Consider the following 16770-nt stretch of genomic DNA (forward strand, 5'->3'; position numbering starts at 1 on the left):
CGCCAGCGCACTGCTCACTGGGTGGATAGCAAAGGTCGACTAAGTGGATAACGCCCGGCTGTTTTCGGCCCTTACCCGCAATGACAGTAGCGCATCACGTCACCGCTGCGCACCGGGTTGAGTATTTGCCGCCCAACTTTGCGGCCCATCTTCCCCGATTAAGCGGATAGCCCGCACCCTGCACCGCTGCCTCTAATGAACCACCGATTAGCCCTGATCAAACAAGGTGCCTCCCATGAGTGGTGCAAGAAACGTCGAGCAGTGGAAAACCTTTATCGAAAGTTGCCTGGACTTTCGCCCGGCCGATGAAGTGTTCCGCATCGCCCGCGACATGTTCACCGAGCCCGAACTGTTCGACCTGGAAATGGAACTGATCTTCGAGAAGAACTGGATCTACGCCTGCCACGAAAGCGAATTGGCCAATAACCACGATTTCGTAACAATGCGCGCCGGGCGCCAGCCGATGATCATCACCCGCGACGGCGAAGGCCGGCTCAATGCGCTGATCAATGCCTGCCAGCATCGCGGTACTACCCTCACCCGCGTAGGCAAAGGCAACCAGTCCACGTTCACCTGCCCGTTCCACGCCTGGTGCTACAAAAGCGATGGCCGCTTGGTGAAGGTCAAGGCGCCGGGGGAATACCCGGAAGGTTTCGACAAAGCCACCCGTGGCCTGAAAAAGGCGCGCATCGACAGCTACAAGGGCTTTGTGTTTATCAGCCTCGACGTGACTGGAACCGACAGCCTGGAAGACTTCCTCGGCGATGCCAAAGTGTTCTTCGACATGATGGTGGCGCAATCTGCAACGGGTGAATTGGAGGTGCTGCCGGGCAAGTCCGCCTACACCTACGACGGCAACTGGAAGCTGCAGAACGAAAACGGCCTGGACGGTTATCACGTCAGCACCGTGCACTATAACTACGTGGCCACGGTGCAGCATCGCCAGCAGGTGAACAGCGAAAACGGCGCCAGTGCCGGCACTACCCTGGACTACAGCAAGCTCGGCGCCGGCGACGCCAATACCGACGACGGCTGGTTCGCCTTCAACAACGGCCACAGCCTGTTGTTCAGCGACATGCCCAACCCCAGCGTACGCTCCGGCTACGCCACCATCATGCCGCGCCTGGTGGCCGAACACGGCCAGCAGAAGGCCGAATGGATGATGCACCGCCTGCGCAACCTGAATATCTACCCGAGCCTGTTCTTTCTCGACCAGATCAGCTCCCAACTGCGCATCATCCGCCCGCTGGCGTGGAACAAGACCGAGATCATCAGCCAGTGCCTGGGGGTGAAGCACGAGTCCGACGCCGACCGCGAAAACCGCATTCGCCAGTTCGAGGACTTTTTCAATGTGTCGGGCATGGGCACGCCGGATGACCTGGTGGAGTTTCGCGAAGCCCAGCGCGGTTTCCAGGGCCGCCTGGAGCGCTGGAGCGATATTTCGCGCGGCAGCCATCGCTGGCAGACCGGGCCGACACCCAACAGCGAAGCCATCGGTATCCAGCCGGCCATGACCGGCACCGAATTCACCCACGAAGGCCTGTACGTCAACCAGCACCGCAACTGGCAGCAGTTCCTGCTCAACGGCTTGGACCAGCAAGCGCTGAAACTGCGGGAGGTGCAGTGATGAATGCGCAGTTGCAGTACCAGATCGAGCAATTCTTCTACCGCAAATCCGCACTGTGCGACGCCCAGGACTGGGATGCCTATGTGCAGCTGTTCGACCCACAGAGCGAATTCCACCTGCCGCAATGGGACTCCGAACATGTCTACACCCAGGACCCCAAGCGCGAGATGTCGTTGATCTATTACGCCAACCGCTCAGGGCTGGAGGACCGGGTATTCCGCCTGCGAACCGGCAAGGCCGCCTCGGCCACGCCGATGCCGCGCACCCTGCACCTGATCAACAACGTGCGCATTGTCGAGTTGGCGGGCGGCGAGCTGGACGTGAAGTTGAATTGGCACACGCTGTTCTACCGGCTGGCGACTTCAGAGCAGTTCTACGGGCAGGCCACTTACCGCCTCAAGCCACACGGCGACAGCTGGCTGATCACCCGCAAGCACGCGTTATTGCTGAACGACACCATCAACTCGGTGCTGGACTTCTATCACCTTTGACGTTGGCGCATTCCCCTGTAGGAGCGAGCTTGCTCGCGAAGAACTCAAGTACACCGCGTGCATCCAGGCTGCCCGGCGTCATCGTTGACGTTTTTCGCGAGCAAGCTCGCTCCTACAGAAGATCACACTTAACCCACGGAGCACTGTGGATGAATCACAAAGTGGCTTTCAGTTTCGCCGACGGCAAGACCTTGTTCTTCCCGGTGGGCACCCATGAACTCCTGCTGGACGCTGCCTTGCGCAACGGTATCAACATCCCACTGGACTGCCGCGAAGGCGTGTGCGGCACCTGTCAGGGGCGCTGCGAATCCGGCAATTACACCCAGGATTATGTCGACGAAGAAGCGCTGTCGAGCTTCGACGTGCAACAGCGCAAAATGCTCAGTTGCCAGACGCGGGTGCAGTCCGACGCCACCTTTTACTTCGACTTCGATTCGAGCCTGTGCAACGCGCCGGGGCCGGTGCACGTGCGCGGCACGGTAAGCGAGGTGCAGTTGGTGTCGGCCGGTACGGCAATTCTGCGCCTGCAGGTGGACGCTGCGCTGGATTTTCTACCGGGCCAATATGCACGGCTGGCGGTGCCCGGTACCGACAGCTGGCGCTCCTACTCCTTCGCCAACCTACCGGGCGATCAAGTGCAGTTCCTGGTGCGCCTGTTGCCCGATGGGGTGATGAGCAACTACTTGCGCGAACGGTGCCAGGTGGGCGATGAGGTGTTGATGGAAGCGCCGCTGGGGGCGTTCTACCTGCGGCACGTCACTCAACCGCTGGTGCTGGTCGCTGGCGGCACCGGGTTGTCGGCGTTGCTGGGCATGCTCGATGAGCTGGTCGCCCGCGGCTGCGATCAACCGGTGCACCTTTACTATGGCGTGCGCACTGAGCAGGACCTGTGCGAAGCCGTGCGCATCAATGGCTATGCGTCGAAGATCGCGAATTTTCGCTACACCGAAGTGCTCAGCGACGCCTCGACCCAGTGGACCGGCAAGCGCGGCTACCTCACCGAACATTTCGACCTGGCCGAATTACGGGACAGATCGGCGGATATGTATGTGTGTGGCCCGCCGCCAATGGTCGAATCGATCCAACAATGGCTGGCGGATCATGCACTTGATGGCGTTCAGCTGTATTACGAAAAGTTTACGCAGAGTAATATCTGACCCTCAGCACTTCTGAGGGGCTGATGCGGCCTGCGCTCACCCTTAAGAAAAACAAGTAGAAGGGAACGTTAATGGCGGATGACATGGTTAACCCGGTGGGCCTCAAGCGCGGCCTGAAAAACCGGCACATTCAACTGATCGCCTTGGGAGGGGCGATCGGTACGGGGTTGTTCCTCGGCTCGGCCGGGGTGCTCAAGTCGGCGGGGCCGTCGATGATCCTGGGTTACGCGATTGCCGGTTTTATCGCCTTCCTGATCATGCGCCAGCTCGGCGAGATGATCGTCGAAGAGCCCGTGGCCGGTTCCTTCAGCCACTTTGCGCATAAATACTGGGGCGGCTACGCGGGCTTTCTGGCGGGCTGGAACTACTGGGTGCTCTACGTGCTGGTGGGCATGGCCGAACTGACGGCCGTGGGCAAGTACATCCAGTTCTGGTGGCCGGAAATCCCGACCTGGGTCAGCGCGCTGGTGTTCTTTGTCGCGGTGAACCTGATCAATACCCTGAACGTGAAGTTCTTCGGCGAAGCAGAGTTCTGGTTCGCGATCATCAAGGTGGTGGCGATTGTCGGCATGATCGTGCTCGGCTGCTACCTGCTGTTCAGCGGTACCGGCGGCCCGCAGGCGTCGGTCAGCAACCTGTGGAGCCACGGCGGGTTCTTCCCGAACGGCGGCATGGGGTTGTTGATGTCCATGGCGTTCATCATGTTCTCGTTCGGTGGCCTGGAGCTGGTGGGCATCACCGCCGCCGAGGCCAGCGAGCCACGCAAGGTGATCCCGAAGGCGATCAACCAGGTGGTGTATCGGATCCTGATTTTCTACGTCGGCGCCCTCACCGTGCTGCTGTCGCTGTACCCGTGGGACCAACTGCTGCAAACCCTCGGCGCCTCGGGCGATGCCTACAGCGGCAGCCCGTTCGTGCAGATCTTCTCGCTGATCGGCAATGACACCGCGGCGCACATCCTCAACTTCGTGGTGCTGACCGCGGCGCTGTCGGTGTACAACAGCGGCGTGTACTGCAACAGCCGCATGCTGTTCGGCCTGGCCGAGCAAGGCGACGCGCCCAAGGCGCTGATGAAACTCAACAAGCAAGGCGTGCCGTTGCGCGCGCTGGCAATTTCGGCGGCGGTGACCCTGCTGTGCGTGGTGGTCAACTACGTCGCGCCGCAAAGTGCCCTGGAGCTGCTGTTCGCGCTGGTGGTTGCCTCGCTGATGATCAACTGGGCGCTGATCAGCATCACCCACATCAAGTTCCGCAAGGCCATGGGCGAACAAGGCGTGACGCCGTCGTTCAAGACCTTCTGGTTCCCGTTCAGCAATTACCTGTGCCTGGCGTTCATGCTGATGATCATCAGCGTGATGCTGGCCATTCCGGGAATACGTGAGTCGGTGTATGCGATGCCGGTGTGGGTAGCGATTATCTATGTGGCCTACCGCTTGCGGGTCCGAAACACGAAACTCGTGACAGCGCAGTAACTCCTGTGGGAGGGGCAAGCCCCCTCCCACATTTGGATCGCGTTTAGAGCGTAGAGCGCACTCGCCACAGTTCGGGAAACAGCACCGTATCGAGCATCTTGCGCAAATACCCCACGCCTTCGGTGCCGCCAGTGCCCGGCTGGAAGCCGATAATCCGTTCCACCGTGGTCACGTGCCGGAAGCGCCACTGGCGGAACGAATCCTCCAGGTCGATAAACTTCTCAGCCAATTGATACAAATCCCAGTACCGACTCGGGTCGCGGTACACCTCACGCCACGCGGCTTCCACGGATTCATCGTGCACGGTAGCGGCCGTCGGGTCGCGTTCGGCGCGCTTGGGGTCAATCGCCAGGCCCGCCTTGAGCATCAGGTTGATCGCCTCGTCATACAGCGACGGCGTGGCGATCGCCACCTGCAATTGCAGCAATAACTCCGGGCGATGGGCATGGGGCCGCAACAGCGCCGGGCTTTTGTTGCCGAGGATGAATTCGATCTCACGGTACTGGAACGACTGGAACCCCGACGACTGCCCGAGGAACGGGCGGATCGCCGTGTATTCCGACGGAGTCATGGTCGCCAGAACCGCCCAGGCGTGCACCAGTTGGTCGAAGATCCGCGAGACCCGCGCCAGCATCTTGAACGCCGGCGGCAACTCGCCCAGGCGCACATGTTCGCGGGCCGCCTTGAGTTCGTGCAGCATCAGCTTCATCCACAGCTCCGAGGTCTGGTGCTGGATGATGAACAGCATTTCGTTGTGATCCGGCGACAGCGGGTGTTGGGCGCTGAGGACTTTGCCCAGGTCCAGGTAGTCGCCGTAGCTCATGGACTCGGAAAAATTCAGCTCAGCGTTGTGCCAATCCTGCGGGGGTTGGTCGCCGGCAGGCTTATATTCTGGCGAGAAGGGACATTGGCTCATCGCGCGGGCTCCAAAAGCGGGCGCAGGATTGCGCGGACCGGGCTGGCATCCAGGTGGGCAAAGCGCAGCGGCAGCGCGATCAGTTCATAGTCGCCTTCCGGCACGTCATCGAGCACGATGCCTTCGAGGATCGCCATGCCATGGCGCGCCACGGCATTGTGCGAACCCATGGTCTTGGACTGTTGCGGGTCCAGGGACGGGGTGTCGATACCGATCAGGCGCACGCCAAGGCTGGCGAGCAGCTCGATGGTCTGCGGGGCGATGGCGGTGAAATTTGAATCCCATTGCGTCAGTGGCGCTTGTGGATAAGTGCGCAGCAGGACCCGTTCCGGCAGGTTATCCACACGCCCTTGCAGTTGATGGGGCTGCACCAGAGCACCGCTACCCAGGCAGTGCAATACCCGGCACGGGCCCATGTACACATCCAGCGACACCTCGCCAATCGGCGCGCCGTCGGCGCTGTAATGCAGCGGCGCATCCACATGGGCGCCGGTGTGCGGCGAGAAGGTCACACGCCCCACATTCACCGGGCACTCCGGACCGAACTGCCACACGCGCTCTTCCTGGAACGGCGTATCGCCCGGCCAGGTCGGGGTCGCCGCGCTCAAGGGCGGGCTGATATCCCACCACGTTTTTATTGGGTTCATTTCAAGGCTCTCGGCTGTCACTGAGGTGAATGATACGAGGGCCAGCTGTGAATTTTCTTGCGAATTCTGGCGCAAAGCGGGAAATCTTTCGCACTTACTGCGAAGAAACGGTCAATTCATGCTCGGAAATTCGCAAGATGTCCTATGTGGGAGGGGGCTTGCTCCGGTACAAACCGGGGACATCGTTTACATTTCTAACCGGGGACATGGTTTACAGGTTAATACGCATGATCAGGAGGTAACTGATCATGCCCTGGAACCAAGAGTCTCCGATGAATCAACGAATCAGACTGGTCGCTGACTGGCTTTCTGGTAACTACACCAAAAGCCAGCTGGCGCGCCGCTTTAACGTAAGTCGGCCTACCGTCGACAAATGGATCGGCCGGCACAATGGCGATTTAAAGTCTTTAGCCGAACTGTCCCGACGCCCTCACAACAGCCCCAATAAAATCGACGATGAAATCCTGGCCCGTGTGGTGGCGATGAAGGAGGCGCACGATAAATGGGGTCCGAAGAAGCTTCTCGAGCTATTGCGACTTGAAGATCCCTCCATCGCCTGGCCTTCCCCAAGTACAGCAGGCCAATGGCTTGATCGACTTGGGCTCGTCCAAAAGCGGCGCTTCAAGCGCAGACACGGTACTTCCCCTGTAGCAATGCGCGAGGCCAACGAACCTAACCAGACATGGTGCGCCGACTACAAAGGGCAATTCAAAATGCATAACGCGCAGATGTGCTTCCCTTTGACCATCACAGACCACGCGTCCCGGATGATTTTGGCGTGCAGGGCTCATTCAAAGATCAAGACTGAACCTGTTAAACACGCCTTTGAGAGACTATTTGAGGAGTACGGCATGCCCGAAGTTATTCGGTCGGACAACGGTGTTCCGTTTGCCTCTCCTGGCCTGGCAAGAATGTCCACGCTGGCAGTTTGGTGGATACGTCTGGGCATCTATCCGGAGCGCACCATGCCAGGAAGACCGGCCCAAAATGGTCGCCATGAGCGGATGCACCGTAGCTTGAAACTGGAGCTGCCTTTAGGAGAAAACTTAATCGAGCAGCAGCTTTTGCTGGAGCATTTCAGGCATGAGTTCAATTACGTGCGCCCTCATGAAGCGCTCGGTATGAAGCGTCCAGGGGACGTGTATGTGCCGTCTACCCGGATTTACCCAGGATGCTTGCCGGATGTGGCGTATCCGTCCGAAATGAAGGTTCGAAGCGTCAGGCAGGACGGGTCGATCAAGTGGAAAGGCAAGTTGGTATTTATCAGCGAGGCGCTGTCAGGGGAGCAGATAGGGCTTAAAGAGGCTGAGGATGATGTTTGGGATTTGTACTTGTGTGATTATCCCCTGGGAAGGCTTGGGCGAGGTATGACCCGCGTCCAAGCCTCAAATGTGTAAACGATGTCCCCGGTTTCAGATGTAAACGATGTCTACGGTTCTACATCCCGATGGCGGTGGTTCAGGTAATAAATCACTGACTGACACACCGCTATCGGGAGCAAGCCCCCTCCCACATTTGACTGCAGAGTGCCTGCTGGATCGCCTTGTGCTGCGGTTCTGGGCATCCCGATGTCGAGTTCAGACCACTGGCAAACAGCTCGGCGCTATAGGGTTCAACTTCTGTTTCCTTGCATCGGAGTCATCATGCCCCAGCCGATTACTGTTCTGCGCGACACCCATCCCCTGCCGGTCCTGGATGCCTGCAAATGGGAAAAACTCGAAGGCGACCCGCATACCGTCAACCTCAACGCCTACACCAGCGAAGACGGCAGCAAGATCATGGGCACCTGGATCTGCACGCCGGGCAAGTGGTATGTGGAATACGTGAAATGGGAGTACTGCCATTTCCAGGAAGGCTACTGCGTCATTACCCCTGAAGGCATGGCGCCGATTCATCTGCGGGCTGGGGATATCTTTGTGGTCGAGCCGGGAATGAAGGGCACGTGGGAGGTGGTCGAGACGGTGCGTAAGTACTTTGTGTTTGCTTGAGCCACGAAAACTGGGTTCATAACGAAAAAACCGCCCTTAAAGGCGGTTTTCTTTTGTGCGAATCAGCGAACTTGACCAGCCAACGGACCTGCTGGCTCCATGTCCCTGCCGTGCTGAATAGCTACGCTGAAAAATCTTTTTTGATTGGCAGATGCCGACTCACCAAGTTTTTTATTAGCCTCGGCACAAAATATCTCGACCAACTGTGCGCTTGCTTTGCGGGTAGCTGTTTTCATAAATTCAAGCCTCCGTAAGCCTTGTAGATGCGCCTCATACTAGGTGGCCTCCACTGAAATCACAAGGCGCTGCTGTTCATCATAATTGAAGCCGAGTCGCTCATAAGTGGGCACGGCATCAGGTCGCGGCTCTTGAATTTCGATGCGAGAACACCCGATGGCACGTGCGTATGCATCGATAGCGCCCAAGGCAAGTGCAGCTATCAAGCCTTTCAAGGGATGTTTACTATCCGAGCAGCCCTCGAGGAGCACGATCTTAATCGTGACTTTACTGTCACGAGGCGTCGCATAACAAAGGCCGCATAGTTGTTCATCATGCCAAATCGACAAATCAAAACCTTTGGCATCCAGCGTCTTCCAGGCAGCAACATCCTCCCATGGAAATTGCGCGTCACCTCCCCAGCGATGGCACGCCTCAAGGGCACGGTTATCAATCACGTCGAAACGGACTTTTGTTGCGTCTAGCCATTGGTAGTCCAAGGCAGTCCACTGATCGACGAATGACGCCAGCGCCTTCTTTCTCGATTGAGATTGGAAGATCAGGTACTTGAGGGAGCGCAAGTATCGACGTGCCATAACGATTAAAGTCTTACCCGTGCTGTGGAAACATCAGAAAGCCGCGCTTGCAGCGAATGGGCGCAAACGGTAGCAAGAACGGGGGTAGCCTTGGGCCAATGATGAATTCAAGATTTTTCAGCCGATTCGCCACGCACAACGGAGCCACTCCATGACGGCTGACTTCGATAGACGGCGATGAATTCATGCAAGGAAAGGCATCAATCCTGATGCTTACGTGGTGGGATGCTGGCAGGAAAACCAGAAGGCTCGCTGAGCCGCAGAAACCGGGAGCCCATGCATAGCAGGCCCCCGGAGAACGCTCTATTGCGGTTTGCGATAGCTGTCGATAATCGCCGAGAAGTCCTTGCCCCCTTCCCCACGCTGGCTCATCGACTGGTACAACTGCTGGGCCACGGCTCCCAGGATCACGGGTTGCTTGGCCTGCCGCGCCGCTTCAGTGGCCAGGCCCAGGTCCTTGAGCATCAGGTCGGCGCCAAAACCGCCGGTATAGCCGCGCGACGACGGCGCCGTCTCAATCACGCCCGGCCACGGGTTGTAGGTGTCCGAACTCCAGCAGCGCCCGGTGGAGCTGTTGATGATGCCGGCCAGCACCTGGGTATCGATGCCGAGCGCGTCGCCCAGGGCCATGGCTTCACTGACGCCGATCATGCTGATGCCCAGCAGCAGGTTGTTGCAGATCTTGGCGATTTGCCCGGTGCCGACTTCGCCGCAGTGCACGATGTTACGGCCCATCTGCGCCAGCACCGGTTGCAGGGTGGCGAACAGGTCGGGGGTGGCGCCGACCATGAAGGTCAGCGTGCCGGCTTGCGCCCCGCCGGTGCCGCCGGAGACCGGGGCGTCGGCCATCACCACACCTTGCCTGGCGGCGGCGGCAGCCACATCGCGGGCGGTTTGCGGGTCGATGGTGCTGCAGTCCACTGCGGGAATGCCTTCGCCGATGCCGGCGAGCACACCGTCTTCATTCAGCCACACGCTGCGTACATGCGCAGCGGCCGGCAGCATGGTGATCACCAGTTCAGCGCCCTGGGCCGCGTCACGCGGTGAGTCGCTGATGCGGCCGCCCAATTCGGCCAGCTCCTTGAGCACGGTCTGGTTCAGGTCGAACAGATTCAGCGCGTGCCCGGCCTTGATCAGGTTGCGGGCCATGGGTGCGCCCATGTTGCCCAGGCCGATAAATGCAATCTTCATGGTCGTCTCCCGGAGTCAGCGCAGGTTGATGGTGGTGTTGACGCCATCGTTGACTGTATCGTCGTCGAACCAGCGGCTGGTGACGGTTTTGGTCTGGGTGTAGAACTGCACCACTTGCTTGCCGTACGGGCCGAGGTCACCGAGCTTGGAACCACGGGAGCCGGTGAAGCTGAAGAACGGTACCGGCACCGGAATCGGAATGTTGATACCTACTTGGCCTACATCGATTTCGCTCTGGAACTTACGCGCCGCCGCGCCGCTCTGGGTGAACAGGCCGGTGCCGTTGCCGAACGGGTTGGCGTTGACCAGCGCAATGGCTTCATCGAGGGTATTGACCTCCAGCACCACCAGCACCGGGCCGAAGATTTCCTCGGTGTAGATGCGCATGTCGGTGGTCACGCCCGAGAACAGCGTCGGGCCGACAAAATTGCCGTGCTCGAAACCCGGCACCTTGATGTCACGGCCGTCCAGCTCCAGCTTCGCGCCTTCTTTCACACCGCTTTCGATCAGCTCCAGGATGCGCGCCTTGGCCCGCTTGGAAATCACCGGGCCGACATCGGTGCCCGCTTCGCTGCCCGCGTTGACCTTGAGCTTCTGCGCCAGCGCCTTGAGATCCGGCAACCATTGCCTGGCCGCCCCCACCAGCACCACCACCGAGGTGGCCATGCAACGCTGGCCCGCAGCGCCGAAACCAGCACCAACCAGGGCATTGAGGGTGTGCTCGCGATTGGCATCCGGCAGCACCACCGCATGGTTCTTGGCGCCCATCATCGACTGCACACGCTTGCCGTGTTTACCGGCCAGGTCGTAGACATGCGTGCCCACAGCGGTGGAGCCAACGAACGAAACCGCCTTGATATCCTTGTGGGTGCACAGCGCATCCACCACGTCCTTGCCGCCGTGTACCACATTAAGCACGCCAGCCGGCACACCGGCTTCCAACGCCAGCTCCACCAGTAGCATGGTCGACAACGGGTCCTGCTCGGACGGCTTGAGCACGAAGGTGTTACCGCAGGCGATGGCCATCGGGAACATCCACAGCGGAATCATCGCCGGGAAATTGAACGGCGTGATGCCGGCGCAGACGCCGATGGGCTGGCGCAGGGTGTAGGTGTCGACACCGCCGGCGACGTTCTCGGCGAATTCACCCATTTGCAGGGTGCCGATGGAACAGGCGTGTTCCACCACTTCAAGCCCACGGAAAATATCGCCCTCGGCGTCGGCAATGGTCTTACCCTGCTCGGCGCTGAGCACCACGGCGATGCGCTTGGAATGTTCGCGGATCAACGCTTGCAGCTTGAGCATGATGCGCATGCGCGCGCCGATCGGGGTCAGCTTCCAGGTCTGGAAGGCGCGATGAGCAGCGTCGATGGCAGCGTTGACCTCATCGGCCGTGGCGAACGGGACTTTGGCCAGCACCTGCTGGGTAGCCGGGTTGACGATGTCTTGCCACTCGGTGGTCCTGGACTCGACCCATTCACCGTTGATCAGCAACTTGACCTGTTGGACGGAAATATCGGCAGATGCGTTCATGAGGGTCTCCGGAATCTTGTTGTTATGCAGAGAGTGAATCGCCTTGAAGAAGGAGGCGTTCGGACTGTTTTTGGAGTATAGATGTGCAAATCTCTAATAAGAACGCACATAAAAGCCGGTCCAACATGCAAAAAAACATCACATCATTGGGCTCCCTGAACTGGGATGACCTGAAGTTTTTCCTCGAAGTGGCCCGCACCCGCAAGGCCAGCGTGGCCGCCAAGCGCCTGGCGGTGGACTACACCACCGTGTCGCGGCGCATCAGTTCATTGGAAGTGTCACTCGGCACCCTGCTGTTCGAAAAATCCCGGACCAACGGTTTTGTGCTCACCACTGAAGGCCAGCGCTTGCTGGGCTACGCCGAATCCATCGAAAGCACCTTGCACATGGCCTGCGAGCAAGTCTCCGGCTCCGGCGTGGCGCTGTCCGGGCATGTGCGCATGGGCTGCACCGAAGGCTTCGGCAGTTTTTTCATCACCCCGCAATTGAGTCATTTCGTCGATACCTACCCGGCGATCTCGGTCGACATCCTGCCGCTGCCGCACTTCATCAGCCTGTCCAAGCGCGAAGCCGACATCGTCATCGCTTTGGAGCGTCCGGAACACGGGCCATACGTGTGCTGCAAACTGTGCGATTACAAGCTGCAGTTATACGCGACCCAGCAATACCTCGACCAACACCCGCCGATCCGCAAATCGGCGGATTTGGCCGAGCATCCGTTTATCAGCTATGTGGATGATTTAGCGTTCAGCTCGGAGCTGCTGTACCTGGCAAATGTAGTGCCCGGCGCCAGCGCCAGCCTGCGCAGCACCAGTGTGATCGCCCAGTACGTGGCGGCGCAGCAGGGGCGGTCGATGGCGATATTGCCGTGCTTTCTAGCGGCGCAGGACCCGCGCTTGCTGCCGGTGCTGGGGGAGCAGATCGCGATTACGCGGCAGTTCTGGATGTATTGCCGGGAGGATCTGCGCAAGTTGAAGCGGATTACGTTGTTGTGGGACTACATCCGGGAAGTGACGGAGCAAAATCGGGGGTTGTTGATGGGGGAGACGCGGGAGATGCGGTTTGCCAGTCAATAAGCCTGCTGGGTTTGCATCAAGGACATTGCGGCTTGCAGATTTGAAGCCAAAGTCAGAACGGGATTAGATGCTTGCTGTAGCCGAATTTAATACCTGATGCAAAAAAGCCCCCGCACTCCCGCTGTTTTGTGCAGCTCTGGCACTCATGCGCGTACTCATTCTTCCAGTCGCTGATTGACTTCCGGTAGTAGGGCTGAATGTCCGGATTCACCAGGCAAAGCTGATGATTATAGACCGAGATGTTCATACCGTATTTGGCCAGAATACCAACCGATTTGCTGAGCGTGTCCTTGTACTCGACCGGGTCGATCCACAGCTCATCAAGATTGGCCCTGGTGAACCCCATCATCTCGAGGCCCATCAGCGCAACATGGTCAACAAACAGCAGATTGCGTGCAATGAACTCACACAGTTCAGGCAGGCGCTGCACTGATAGTTTGTGAATGACAACTCGGATTTCAACCTTCTGACCCAAGCGCTTCAGATTGAGGATACCCTGAATGGTTTCATCGAACGCACCTTGGGCCTGGACGATGTAGTCATGCAGCGTCGGATCGTCTGAATAGACAGGGATTCCGATCATTGCGTCGGGCAATTCAATCCGCGCATATTTTTCAGCGAACGCTGGGTCTTTGAAGCTGCGCCCGTTCGAGAGGATATGGATTGCGGTTCTCGGCAGGTAACTTTTTGTCAGGCTGATAATTTTAAGGAAGCGCTCCCGATTGGTCGTCGGCTCGCCCCCAGTAAACCCCAGCTCGCGGGTATCTTTGGGAATAAGCGGAATCAGACTCTCGATTTCGTCAAGTATCCACGAGTCATCAGCTGCTTTAGGCGGTTGTGAACACATAAGACAGTAATGATTGCATTGCTCGGTGACCAGGATGCTGTTGTGCGGCGACGATGCTCGAAACAGTACGCTGATGCTCTGACGATCAGCTGAAAGCCGAATAATGTCACCTTCACCGATGTAGCTGTAGTCATTCGGTAGGAGCGAGTAATCGGAGTCGGACGGCAGTACCTCAACCAACTGTCGATGTTTCTCAAGCAAAAGGTAGTGCGCGAATCCTCGGGGATCTCCTGATCGGAAACCAAGTAGGCTATTTCCCGTCGCAAGACTTCTGGCAAATTCCGGCTGGTCGACACCTTGAGCAGAGTAAGTTCCCTACGAACATCAACCGCATGGATGCGGATAATCTTTCCGCCGAGTTTCAGCATCGGTTGGCCCAACCCATAAAAATCCGTTTTGTTTGCTCATCACTTTCCATCAGTCCAATGAGATGCTTGAAAATCGCCATATTTCGCTTGCAGAAAGAGGACTCAGGTTTTCTTGCTACAACGTCCTTGTGAATGGCGTGATGGTAGACAGGCTCCGCTCCACAGTAAGGTTCAAATGCACAGTCAGAGCACATTGGAGCGCTTAAGGTGAAAGAATTTTCCAGTGCATCCAGAAGCTGATCAGAGAGGATGATCTCCTCATATGAGTGTTCAAGAATGCTGCCCAGACGGAACGTATGATCGCCCATTTCAGCAAGCATACGGCTTTCATCTGAGGCGTAGACCGATCCGTCGTAGTTGAACACGATGGCTGCGATACCAGCGCCGGCAGGGTTCATCAAATCAACGAAACCAGGGTCCCCTGATGTCAGCATTTTTGTCAGCACGAGCGAAGAATATTGCTCTACAAATCGTATGCCGAACTTGTTTAGTTCAATGATGTACTCAAGGCCCTCCTTGTAAAATTCAAGCCAGCGCTCTGTATCATACGACATGAATTTTTTGGTCTTTATCGCAAAGCCGTAAGGGGAGAGCGCGCGGAGGAAGATGCCATCAAAGCCTAGGCGCAAGTATTCATCAATGATGTCGCGTGCTCGTATCAAGCTCTTATCTGTGGTTGTCATCAGGGCTGACACTTGGTCATAGCCGAGGGCTGCACGGGCTTTCTTCAAGCCTTCTTCGAAACGCTGATGACTATCTCTGCCCGGGCGTGGACGATTTGCATTATGCAGATCCATTGGTCCGTCGAGCGAAGATGAAAGAACTATGTTGTGCTGCTTACAGAAGTCGAGCACATCATCGGTCAGTAGCGACAGCGTGGTTGCAACGACGAACTGTAGGTCGCGCCCTTCCTTGACGTTACGTTTTTTGGCCTCAAGAACAACGTACCTCACCATCTCGAAGTTCAGCAGCGGCTCTCCACCCTGAAATTCAATTTTGATGGCAGGATTAGGAGACATAAAGACGAAATCCAACGACTTGTCTGCCATCTCTTTGGTCATGTCGAATTCGCCTTTGCTCTCGGACTGCCTTGAAACTTGGCAATACGGGCAGCTATGGTCACACCGAAGCGTCACTACAAAGATATGCAGATTGGTGAACTCGGCCAGTCTGGACAATCGCGTACGAATTTTGAGAGCCAGAAGCTGAAGTGGCGCTTGCTCATTGGTGAAGCGAATGAACTGCTTGGATCGAAGCGTAGGGATCAGCTCTGATGTGAGCGGAAGCGTCTTGCTAATGATCGGTTCAAGCATCGGCACAGGTATGACATGAAACTCGCCTGCCATATTGGTAATGACGTACTCGTCGTCATTCAGACGGTCGAACTTAAAGGGCAGCAACTCGTACGGACGTTGCTGCGCGTAGAACTCCAGCTTTTGGAATTTACTCACTAATCAGTCCGGTTTTTGAAAAGGCCAGTCCGAGTATCAGGTTCTTGATCGGTTGCGTCTCAACTGCCAGTCGGTGGCGAAGCTGATAATCGAGAGCGTCCTTCTTGAACTCTTGGACCGCAGACAGAAAGGACTGCTCGTCCACGCCGATATTCGATGACAAAGCGCAGACGAACTGTCCCCCATCGGGGGTGATATCAACCGTCAGGGCATTGATCGATCGATATGCAGCTTTCTGCAAAACCTGTGCGTCATAAAGCCGCTCATCAAAAAGGAGCTTATGAGAGAAATCCATTATCGACCCGAATAGTGGGAGCTGTGGGAACTGTGCGAAGAGTGGGAGCTATGGGAGCTGTGATAAGCCATCATCTGCCCCTGGTCGCCGCGTTTGAGAACAAAGGCAAACAAATCGTTGCCACCACGGACCGAAAGGTTTTCGCTTCGGGCTTCAGCTTGAAATGTGTTCTTGGCTTCAAGACTTGGCTCGACAACCTCATACATATTTAGAGCGGAAGCTTGTTCTGTAGCAACGGCTGCAGCCAAAGTGGCTAAAGGAACCAGAAAGGAGCGTTTTTTCATGGCAGATATCCTTATGAACATGATGGTTATTCGCTTCAGTGTCGGTGACTCGCGCTGATGATGTCAATGTAGTATCGACTAATGGCCTTTTACTCATCCACAACGCGACAATCGGCACCCTTCTGATTCCGGACCTCTTACCGCTGGCTATAAGTTGAGAAAATGCTCGCGGCGAAAATGATACTGGTCCCAGCACCTTACAAGTTCTCCATAAACACCACAGTTTCCGAACGCCTTTTTCAGCGACACAGCACCTGCTCGCGCCCCTTAGACCCTACAACCTTACGCAAGACGTTGTTGGGGATTACGTTAGGGAGGTCAGCGGAGCAGAATCAGGGGTTGTTGATGGGGGAAACGCGGGAGATCACGTTCGCGGATTAAAGGGCCATCAACGACGATTCCCTTTAAATTGCAGGACGTTTCCTAGAGAATCTCTACCCTATTGCGCTGTAGCGTTTGGGTCACTAGCCTCCCTGGGTCGCTGCATATCAGCGATCGGGTTTAGCGATCCGGGTTCCAAGCGTGGCACTGCCCCCAACAGTATTAGCTGGCGTCCGTCAGCTTTTAGCGTTTTATGGCGGCTGTGTGCGGGAGACTTTCGAGTCTACCCGGGAT

The 16770-nt window shown here is 57.3% G+C and carries 16 protein-coding genes and 1 pseudogene; 7 read left to right on the forward strand and 10 right to left on the reverse strand.

Translation table 11 applies throughout. The features are described from left to right. Window positions 1-235: 235 nt before the first annotated feature. The 4 genes from antA (at window position 236) to C4J87_RS21445 (ending at window position 4747) form a co-directional block, all read left to right on the forward strand. Window positions 236-1627, forward strand: coding sequence for an anthranilate 1,2-dioxygenase large subunit (gene antA / locus C4J87_RS21430; protein ID WP_124368336.1), 1392 nt, complete (start codon window positions 236-238; stop codon window positions 1625-1627). After that, a complete protein-coding gene (gene antB, locus C4J87_RS21435; RefSeq protein WP_124368337.1) occupies window positions 1627-2118 on the forward strand; it encodes an anthranilate 1,2-dioxygenase small subunit in 492 nt (163 codons plus the stop codon). Before antA ends, antB begins: the two co-directional genes overlap by 1 nt. Window positions 2119-2267: 149 nt before the next feature. Further along, window positions 2268-3275, forward strand: coding sequence for an anthranilate 1,2-dioxygenase electron transfer component AntC (gene antC / locus C4J87_RS21440; protein ID WP_124368338.1), 1008 nt, complete (start codon window positions 2268-2270; stop codon window positions 3273-3275). 71 nt (window positions 3276-3346) lie between these two features. Beyond that, window positions 3347-4747, forward strand: coding sequence for an amino acid permease (locus tag C4J87_RS21445; protein ID WP_124364393.1), 1401 nt, complete (start codon window positions 3347-3349; stop codon window positions 4745-4747). Window positions 4748-4790: 43 nt separating this feature from the next. Here the strand turns inward: C4J87_RS21445 and kynA are convergent, their stop codons facing one another. Together kynA and kynB are read right to left on the reverse strand one after the other, a co-directional pair. Beyond that, window positions 4791-5663 carry a tryptophan 2,3-dioxygenase gene (gene kynA / locus C4J87_RS21450; protein ID WP_124368339.1) on the reverse strand — a complete coding sequence of 291 codons (873 nt, stop codon included), beginning with the start codon at window positions 5661-5663 and terminating at the stop codon, window positions 4791-4793. Beyond that, a complete protein-coding gene (kynB, locus tag C4J87_RS21455; RefSeq protein WP_124368340.1) occupies window positions 5660-6310 on the reverse strand; it encodes an arylformamidase in 651 nt (216 codons plus the stop codon). Before kynB ends, kynA begins: the two co-directional genes overlap by 4 nt. A 248-nt stretch (window positions 6311-6558) precedes the next feature. On the opposite strand from kynB, the gene C4J87_RS21460 reads away from it, so the two are divergent. After that, entirely contained in the window at window positions 6559-7707 is a 1149-nt protein-coding gene (locus C4J87_RS21460) for a DDE-type integrase/transposase/recombinase (RefSeq protein WP_124365247.1), read from the forward strand. Window positions 7708-7953: 246 nt separating this feature from the next. Next, on the forward strand, window positions 7954-8298 hold the full coding sequence (locus C4J87_RS21465; RefSeq protein ID WP_124364396.1) for a cupin domain-containing protein: 345 nt from the start codon (window positions 7954-7956) through the stop codon (window positions 8296-8298). Window positions 8299-8360: 62 nt separating this feature from the next. Here C4J87_RS21465 and C4J87_RS26185 read toward each other — a convergent pair whose 3' ends face one another. From C4J87_RS26185 to C4J87_RS21480, 4 genes are all read right to left on the reverse strand, one after another. Further along, window positions 8361-8534: a hypothetical protein gene (locus C4J87_RS26185; RefSeq protein ID WP_164485272.1), complete on the reverse strand. Its 174-nt coding sequence runs from the start codon at window positions 8532-8534 to the stop codon at window positions 8361-8363. Between the two features lie 39 nt (window positions 8535-8573). Beyond that, window positions 8574-9110: a GNAT family N-acetyltransferase gene (locus tag C4J87_RS21470; RefSeq protein WP_124368341.1), complete on the reverse strand. Its 537-nt coding sequence runs from the start codon at window positions 9108-9110 to the stop codon at window positions 8574-8576. A 303-nt stretch (window positions 9111-9413) separates the two neighbouring features. Then, a complete protein-coding gene (mmsB, locus tag C4J87_RS21475; protein WP_124368342.1) occupies window positions 9414-10301 on the reverse strand; it encodes a 3-hydroxyisobutyrate dehydrogenase in 888 nt (295 codons plus the stop codon). A gap of 15 nt (window positions 10302-10316) precedes the next feature. Further along, a complete protein-coding gene (locus C4J87_RS21480) occupies window positions 10317-11834 on the reverse strand; it encodes a CoA-acylating methylmalonate-semialdehyde dehydrogenase (RefSeq protein ID WP_124368343.1) in 1518 nt (505 codons plus the stop codon). A 125-nt stretch (window positions 11835-11959) separates the two neighbouring features. Between C4J87_RS21480 and C4J87_RS21485 the strand changes: the two genes are divergently transcribed. Next, window positions 11960-12910 (forward strand): LysR family transcriptional regulator, encoded by a 951-nt coding sequence (locus tag C4J87_RS21485; protein ID WP_124368344.1) that lies wholly within the window; start codon window positions 11960-11962, stop codon window positions 12908-12910. Between the two features lie 52 nt (window positions 12911-12962). Here C4J87_RS21485 and hxsC read toward each other — a convergent pair. From hxsC to hxsA2, 4 genes and pseudogenes are all read right to left on the reverse strand, one after another. Next, window positions 12963-14125, reverse strand: a pseudogene (gene hxsC / locus C4J87_RS21490) (His-Xaa-Ser system radical SAM maturase HxsC). After that, window positions 14119-15576, reverse strand: coding sequence for a His-Xaa-Ser system radical SAM maturase HxsB (gene hxsB, locus C4J87_RS21495; protein ID WP_124368345.1), 1458 nt, complete (start codon window positions 15574-15576; stop codon window positions 14119-14121). The pseudogene hxsC and the gene hxsB overlap by 7 nt, the downstream one beginning before the upstream one ends. Continuing rightward, window positions 15569-15871, reverse strand: a complete 303-nt coding sequence (hxsD, locus tag C4J87_RS21500; RefSeq protein WP_124368346.1) for a His-Xaa-Ser system protein HxsD — start codon at window positions 15869-15871, stop codon at window positions 15569-15571. Before hxsD ends, hxsB begins: the two co-directional genes overlap by 8 nt. Next, window positions 15871-16155, reverse strand: a complete 285-nt coding sequence (hxsA2, locus tag C4J87_RS21505; RefSeq protein WP_124368347.1) for a His-Xaa-Ser repeat protein HxsA2 — start codon at window positions 16153-16155, stop codon at window positions 15871-15873. Before hxsA2 ends, hxsD begins: the two co-directional genes overlap by 1 nt. Window positions 16156-16770 lie beyond the last annotated feature (615 nt).

This window comes from Pseudomonas sp. R1-43-08 (assembly GCF_003852255.1).
GTDB lineage: Bacteria > Pseudomonadota > Gammaproteobacteria > Pseudomonadales > Pseudomonadaceae > Aquipseudomonas.